Raw genomic sequence first — 7086 nt, 5'->3', positions numbered from 1 at the left:
CCTCCAGCGGCGCCGCCGTCACCGGCCCGACGCACACCACCCGCACCCGCAACCGCAGCGCGGTGATCAGCGAGTCCCGCAGGCCGCGCTCGTCCGCGCGGGCGAGCAGGCTCGCGGCGGCGGGCGCGCTCGTGAAGGTCAGGACGTCGATCCCGCCAGCCAGCACCGCGTCCGTCAGCCGGTCCATCGGCGTGAGGTTCTCGGGCTGCACCCAGCGGTACACCGGGACCTGCACGACCTCCGCGCCCGCCAGCTCGAGCGCCTCGACCACGTCCGGCAGCGGCTCACCGTGCAGCTGCACCGCGATCCGGCTGCCGTCCACCCCCGCCTCGAGCAGGTAGTCCAACACCTCGGCCGAGGACTCCGAGGTCGGCGACCACACCTCCGTCAACCCCGACGCCCGGATCTGGCCCCGTGCCTTCGGGCCGCGCGCGAGCACCTGGCTCTTGCCGAGGGCCGCGATCAGCGCCTCGCCGACGCCCCAGCCGTCCGCGGCCTCGATCCAGCCGCGGAACCCGATGCCCGTGGTCGCGACGGTGATGTCCGGGGGGCGGTTGATCAGGTCGCGGGTCCGCGCCTCGAGATCCGCGTCGTCCGCGAGCGGGACGATCCGGATCGACGGCCCGTGCTGCACGCACGCTCCGCGCCGCTCGAGCATCGTGCCCAACTCCTCGGCGCGACGTGCTGCGGTCACACCGACGGTGAAACCGGCCAGCGCGGGAACCGGCGCCTCGGTGGTGGTGGGGGCGCTCATCGGGGCATTCTCCGCCTTGGTCGGGGGCAGTCTGAACGCGAGGACCGTCACGGTAACCCGATCTGAACGCTCCCGTTGCGTACGCGGACGGGATACGTGGGCAGCGACACGTCCTCGACGTCCAGACACTGTCCGTCGACGAGGCTGTAGGCCTCCTTGTAGAGGGGCGACGCGACGGTGGGCACGCCACCGCGGTCGCCGACGATGCCGCGGGACATCACCGCGGCGCCGGAGCGCGGGTCGACGTTGCCGATCGCGAGGACCCGATCGTCGAAGAGCCGGAACACTGCGACCTGGGTCTCGCCGAACAGTGCGGCGACACCGCGCTCGGGCTGCAGGCGGTCCAGCGGGCAGACCGTCTGCCAGCGCACGTCGTCCTCCCACGTCACGGGGACACGCACCTGCTCGGGGGCCGTGGTCATGCCCGCACCTCCTGTCGGGGGGAGACGGTCGGCAGCCCGATGAGGACGGGATCGCCCGCCCGCGGCATCGGGACCGGCTGGCCGCGCTCGGTGACGAACGAGATCGTCGGGTCCGGGGTCTCGGGCGCGTTGACGAACGAGACGTAGCGCTCCAGCTTCTTCGGGTCCTCCAGCACGCCGCGCCACTCGTCGGCGTAGCTCTCGACGTGTCGGGCCATCGCCGTGTCGAGGTCGGCGCAGATCCCGAGCTTGTCGTCCACGATCACCTCGCGCAGGTGGTCGAGGCCGCCCTCCAGCTCCTCGAGCCAGGGCGCGGTGCGCTGCAGCCGGTCCGCCGTGCGGATGTAGAAGATGAGGAAGCGGTCGATCGTGCGGATCAGCGTCTCCTGGTCCACGTCCTGCACGATGAGCTGTGCGTGCTTCGGCGTGGCCCCGCCGTTGCCGCCCACGTAGAGGTTCCAGCCCTTGTCCGTGGCGATCACGCCGAAGTCCTTCGACCGGGCCTCCGCGCACTCGCGCGCACACCCCGAGACACCGGATTTGAGCTTGTGCGGGCTACGCAGCCCGCGGTAGCGCAGCTCCAGCAGCACGGCCATGCCCACCGAGTCCTGCACGCCGTAGCGACACCAGCTCGACCCGACGCAGGACTTCACCGTGCGCAGCGACTTGCCGTAGGCGTGCCCGGACTCGAACCCGGCATCGACGAGCCGCTTCCAGATCGCGGGCAGCTGCTCGACGCGGGCGCCGAACATGTCGATCCGCTGCCCGCCGGTGATCTTGGTGTAGAGGCCGAAGTCCTGCGCCACCTGCCCGATCACGATCAGGCCCTCCGGCGTGATCTCGCCGCCCGCGATCCGCGGCACGACGGAGTAGGTGCCGTTGCGCTGCATGTTCGCGAGGAAGTGGTCGTTGGTGTCCTGCAGGGCGGCCTGCTCGCCGTCGTGGATGTGGCCGCCGCCGAGCGAGGCCAGGATCGACGCGACGACGGGCTTGCACAGGTCGCACCCGCGCCCGCTGCCGTGCGACTCGACCGCCTCGGTGAACGTCCGGATCCCGGTGCTCGCGATGATCTGGAACAGCTCGGCGCGGGAGAAGGCGAAGTGCTCGCAGATCGCCTTGGAGACCTGGACGCCCTCGGAGACCAGCAGCTTCTTCAGCAGCGGCACGCAGGAGCCGCAGCTCGTGCCCGCCCTGGTGCAGGACTTGAGGTCCGGGACGGTGCACGCACCGTCGTGGATCGCCTCCTTCAGCGCACCCTTCGTGACGGCGTTGCAGGAGCAGATCTGCGCGGAGTCCGGCAGTGCGTCCGCCCCCAGCTCGACGCCGCCGGGCGCGATCATCGCGACCGGGTCCGCCGGGAGCGTCATCCCGACGAGCGGGCGGAGCGTGGCGTACTTCGACGCGTCGCCGACCAGGACGCCGCCCAGCAGGGTCTGCGCGTCGTCGGACACGACGAGCTTGGAGTAGGTGCCCGCCACAGGGTCGTTGACGACGACCTCGAGCGCGCCCTCGGTCGCGGCGTGCGCGTCCCCGAAGCTGGCCACCTCGACGCCGAGGAGCTTGAGCTTCGTGGACATGTCCAGCTCGTCCGGGGTCATCCGCGCCTGGCCGCCGAGCAACCGGTCCGCGACGACCTCCGCCATCGCGTACCCGGGCGCGACCAGCCCGTACGTCCGCCCCTCCAGGGCGGCGACCTCGCCGACGGCCCAGACGTGCTCGTCGGAGGTGCGGCACGTGGCGTCCACCCAGACGCCGCCGCGCTCGCCGACGCGCAGCCCGGAGTCGCGGGCCAGCGTGTCCGCGGGCCGGATGCCCGCGGAGAAGACGACGAGGTCGGCGTCGAGCTCGATGTCGTCGGACAGGGTGGCGATGAGCCGGTCGCGCTCCTCACGGATGCCGGTGACCGCGACACCGCACCGCACGGCGATGTCCTGGGAGCTGACGAGGTTCTGCAGCAGCGCGCCGCCGCCCTCGTCCACCTGCACCGGCATGAGCCGCGGCGCGATCTCGACGACCTGCGGGGACAGCCCCAGCAGCCGCATGGCGCGGGCGGCCTCGAGACCGAGCAGCCCACCGCCGACGACGACCGCGGAGCGGCGTCCCGCACCCGGGCGGGCGACGGCGGCCGCGGCGGCCTCCTTGATCGCGTCGAGGTCGTCGAGCGTGCGGTAGACGAAGCAGTTCGGGAGGTCCTTGCCGGGGACCGGCGGGACGAAGGGGACGGAGCCGGTCGCGAGGACCAGGGCGTCGTAGGTGAGCTCGGCGCCGGAGGCGGTGACGACCCGGCGGGCCGTGCGGTCGATCGAGGCGACGGGGTCACCGAGCCGCAGGTCGAAACCCGCGAGCTCCGGGAGCCGCAGCTCCTCCTCGCTCTTCCCGTCCACGTACGACGACAGGGCGACCCGGTCGTAGGCGTGGCGGGTCTCCTCGCCGAGGACGGTGATCCGCCACTCGCCGCGCTCGTCGCGGTCGCGCAGCGCGGAGACCAGCCGGTGGCCGACCATCCCGTTGCCGACCACGACGAGGTGCCGGGTGTCCGTCACGGAAGTACCTCCTGCGGTGTGGTGCGTCGTGCGGGGGCCCACCCGCCGCGGGGCGTGCGGCGGGTGGGCGTGTACTCGGGGGTCAGACGCGCGCGAACGCCGTCTCGTCGGCGCCGACCCGGACGGTCGACGTCTGCCGCATGTAGACCAGGTAGGTCACCGCCGCGCAGATCAGGTAGAAGGCCAGGAAGGCCCAGAACGCGGGCACGCCGCTCTTCGTCGCCGCGAACGACTGGCGGAAGGCCAGGTTGATCGCGAGGCCGCCGAGCGCGCCGACCGCGCCGATCAGGCCGACCGCGGCGCTGGAGATGCGGCGGGCGTGCAGCATCGCGGCGGTCCGGTCCATGCCCTGGCCGACCCGCTCCAGCGCCTGCCTGCGGAAGATCGCCGGGATCATCTTGTAGGTCGAGCCGTTGCCGAGGCCGGAGAACAGGAACAGCAGGATGAACCCCGCGGTGAACATGCCCAGCGAGTTCGACCCCGAGGCCAGGATGCAGATCAGGGCGGACACGGCCATCGCGATGTAGGTGAGCGCGCTGACCAGGGCGCCGCCGTACTTGTCGGCCAGCCAGCCGCCGATCGGGCGGATGAACGAGCCGATCAGCGGGCCGATGAACGTGACCGCGGCGGCCTGCAGCGGGGTGCGGCCGAACTGGGTCTGCAGGACGAGGCCGAACGCGAACGAGTAACCGATGAACGACCCGAACGTGCCGATGTAGAGGAAGGACATGATGCCGGTGTCCTTCTCGCTCATCGCGAGCTTGAACGCGCCCTTGTCGTTGCTGACGCTGGAGATGTTGTCCATGTACAGCGCCGCGCAGATCGAGCAGATGACGATCAGCGGGATGTAGACCGCCAGCAGCAGCCGCGGAGATCCCGCTCCTGCGGTCGCGATGACCAGCAGACCGATCAGCTGGATCAGCGCGACGCCGAGGTTGCCGCCGCCGGCGTTGAGGCCGAGCGCGGCACCCTTCTTGCCCTCGGGGAAGAAGGCGTTGATGTTCGCCATGGAGGAGGCGAAGTTGCCGCCACCGAAGCCACCCAGGGCCGCCATCAGCACGAACACCCAGTACGGGGTGCCGGGCTCGAGCACGAACGCCGCCGCGACCGTGGGGACCAGCAGGAGCAGGCCGGAGATGATGGTCCAGTTCCGACCGCCCATCCAGGCCACCGCGAAGGTGTAGGGCACCCGCAGGATCGCGCCGACCAGCGTGGCCGTGGCGCCGATGAAGAACTTGCCCGCCGCGTCGACGCCGTACTCCGGGCCCATGAACAGCACGAAGACGGACCAGAGGGTCCAGATCGCGAACCCGACGTGCTCGACGAAGATCGACGCCCACAGGTTCCGGTTGGCGATCTTCTTGCCGGTCCGTTCCCAGAAGCCCGGGTCCTCAGGCTCCCAGTGCTGGATCCACCGCCCCTTGATCAGGCCGCGGTCGACGATGTTCGCCTCCGTCGGTGCGGCGGATCCTTCTGCAGTGGCTGTCACCGTCGGGCCCTCCAGGTCGCTTCCGAAGTTCGGATGGGCAGACCGTAGGCAGGCCGGATTACCCTGGAGTGGCGCTGTGTGACGCGGGCGCAAAGCCCCGCTCACCTGCGTTCAGCTGCAGTGTGAGGTCACAACGCGCTGGTCAGGGCTGTGAGATCTTTCAAAGTCGAGCGGTGACGAGACCCGCCACCCGCTCCAGACCCGCGACGCTACGCGCCGAGGCGTCCGGGTGCTGGGCGTGCAGCGCCAGTCGGTAGAGCGCCGCGCGGAGCAGGGCCTGCGGCCACTCGTCCAGGTGAGCCCAGCGGTCGATCAGTCCCTCGTCGGCCCCGCCCCAGGCGATCGCGTCGACCACCACGACCGCGGCCGCCCACTCGGCGGGCCGCCAGAAGGGGACCAGGTCGAGGACGACCGGGACGCCGTCGCCGTCGAACAGCACGGCGCCGAACAGCTCGCCGTGCACGACCTGCGGCGGGGACTTCATCGGGCGGCGGTGCGCGGCCAGCTCGCCGAAGAGCCTGCCGCCCGCGGCCTCGTCCAGGGCGAACCGCCGCTCGCCGAACGCGGCCGCGGCGCTGCGGGACAGCAGGTCGTCCCGATTGTCGAGCAGCCGGGGGCGCTGGACCGTGGCGGTGGCCGCGTGCAGGCGCAGGCTGGCCGAGACGACGTCGTCGTGGCGGGGCTCCGACGCGCCCGCCAGGAACCGGGAGGCGGCCCAACCCGCGACGACCCAGCGCCCGTCCGAGGACCGGACGGGTCGGGCGAGGCGGACGGCCTCGACGTCGAGGCTCTCCAGCACACCGGCCGACCACGCGGCCATGGCGTTGTCCGCGACCGGGCGCAACAGCACGTCGTCGCAGTGCCAGGCGCGCTGGCCGGCCCACACGACGGGTCGCGGGAGCGCGTCCTTCACCCCGAACGCGACGCGGACGTGCTCGGGGAGGGCTGCAGCCTGCGGGGCCGTGGGTGCTGCGGTCACGGCGACCACGCTACCTGCGCGGTCCGGCTGATCCGTTGTGCCACGCGGGAGGGAGGGCTTTCGGGCGGGCTCGCCGAACGGTCCCTGGTCGCGGGCCCGGGGAGCGCGCGGGTCGGGGTGCCGTCATTCGGCCCAGCGGGTCTCTCAGTCCGAGTCCGAACCGCTCGAGTCCCAGCTCGAGTTCGAGTCGTTCGAGCCCGAGTCGTCGTCCGAGCCCGAGCCACTCGAGCCCGAGCCATCCGAGCCCGAGCCCTCCGAGCTCCAGTCGTCCGAGCCCGAGCCGTCCGAGCCCGAGCCACCCGAGCTCCAGTCATCCGAGCCCGAGCCACCCGAGCTCCAGTCATCCGAACCCGAGCCACCCGAGCCTGACCCGTCCGAGCCCGAGTCACTCCATTCCGACCCGCCCGAGCCCGAGTCCGAATGGCCAGAGCCTGAGCCCGCGCCATCCGAACCCGCGCCACCCGAGCCCGCGCCACCCGAGCCCGAGCCGCTCCATTCCGACCCGCCCGAGCCCGAGTCCGAATGGCCAGAGCCTGAGCCCGCGCCATCCGAGCCCGCGTTGTGGGAACCGGAGTCGCTCCATTCGGAGCCCCGGGAGCTCGAATCACCCGACGCTGAAACGTCGGTACCGGAGACACTCGCGCCCGAGCCGTTACCCGAGCTCGAGTCGTTCGAGCCCCAGTCGTTCGAGCCTGAATGGGTCGAGTCGCTGGAGCCTGAGGTCGACCCGTTCGAGCGGGTACCGGCCGAGCCCGAGTCGTAGGTTCGCGGATCGCTCCAGGACGCGCCGTCCGAGCCCGGCTCGCTGGAGCCTGAGTCCCCGCCCGAGCTCTGCTCGCTGGAGCCTGCGTCCCCGGACCTGGAGCTGCACCGCCTCTTCCGGGACGTGAACGACCACG

Annotated in this window: 6 protein-coding genes; all 6 read right to left on the bottom strand. The window is 71.8% G+C overall.

The window, feature by feature from the left end:
• On the bottom strand, positions 1–754 hold a 754-nt coding region (locus H5J29_RS15580), incomplete at its 3' end, for a uroporphyrinogen-III synthase (RefSeq protein WP_181781684.1).
• 47 nt (positions 755–801) lie between these two features.
• Positions 802–1176, bottom strand: coding sequence for a nitrite reductase small subunit NirD (gene nirD, locus H5J29_RS15575; RefSeq protein ID WP_181781683.1), 375 nt, complete (start codon positions 1174–1176; stop codon positions 802–804).
• The gene (gene nirB, locus H5J29_RS15570) at positions 1173–3719 is read right to left on the bottom strand and encodes a nitrite reductase large subunit NirB (RefSeq protein WP_312858249.1); all 2547 of its coding nucleotides are present in this window, start codon (positions 3717–3719) and stop codon (positions 1173–1175) included. The genes nirD and nirB overlap by 4 nt, the downstream gene beginning before the upstream one ends.
• Positions 3720–3801: 82 nt before the next feature.
• Entirely contained in the window at positions 3802–5163 is a 1362-nt protein-coding gene (locus H5J29_RS15565) for an MFS transporter (RefSeq protein WP_312858250.1), read from the bottom strand.
• 205 nt (positions 5164–5368) lie between these two features.
• A complete protein-coding gene (locus H5J29_RS15560; RefSeq protein WP_181781682.1) occupies positions 5369–6187 on the bottom strand; it encodes a TIGR02569 family protein in 819 nt (272 codons plus the stop codon).
• A gap of 652 nt (positions 6188–6839) precedes the next feature.
• Positions 6840–7086, bottom strand: a 247-nt coding sequence (locus tag H5J29_RS34350; protein WP_220187459.1) for a hypothetical protein, incomplete at its 5' end; no start/stop codon positions are given.

The sequence above is a fragment of the Pseudonocardia pini genome (genome assembly GCF_013870575.1).
Taxonomy (GTDB): domain Bacteria; phylum Actinomycetota; class Actinomycetes; order Mycobacteriales; family Pseudonocardiaceae; genus Pseudonocardia; species Pseudonocardia pini.
Note: the sequence above shows the minus strand (reverse complement) of the source record. Positions and strands in the feature narration are given on the sequence as shown.

What these genes read in the sequence shown, in the direction of transcription:
- nirD (WP_181781683.1), bottom strand. Translation starts at nt 1,176, where the DNA reads ATGACCACGGCCCCCGAGCAGGTGCGTGTCCCCGTGACGTGGGAGGAC.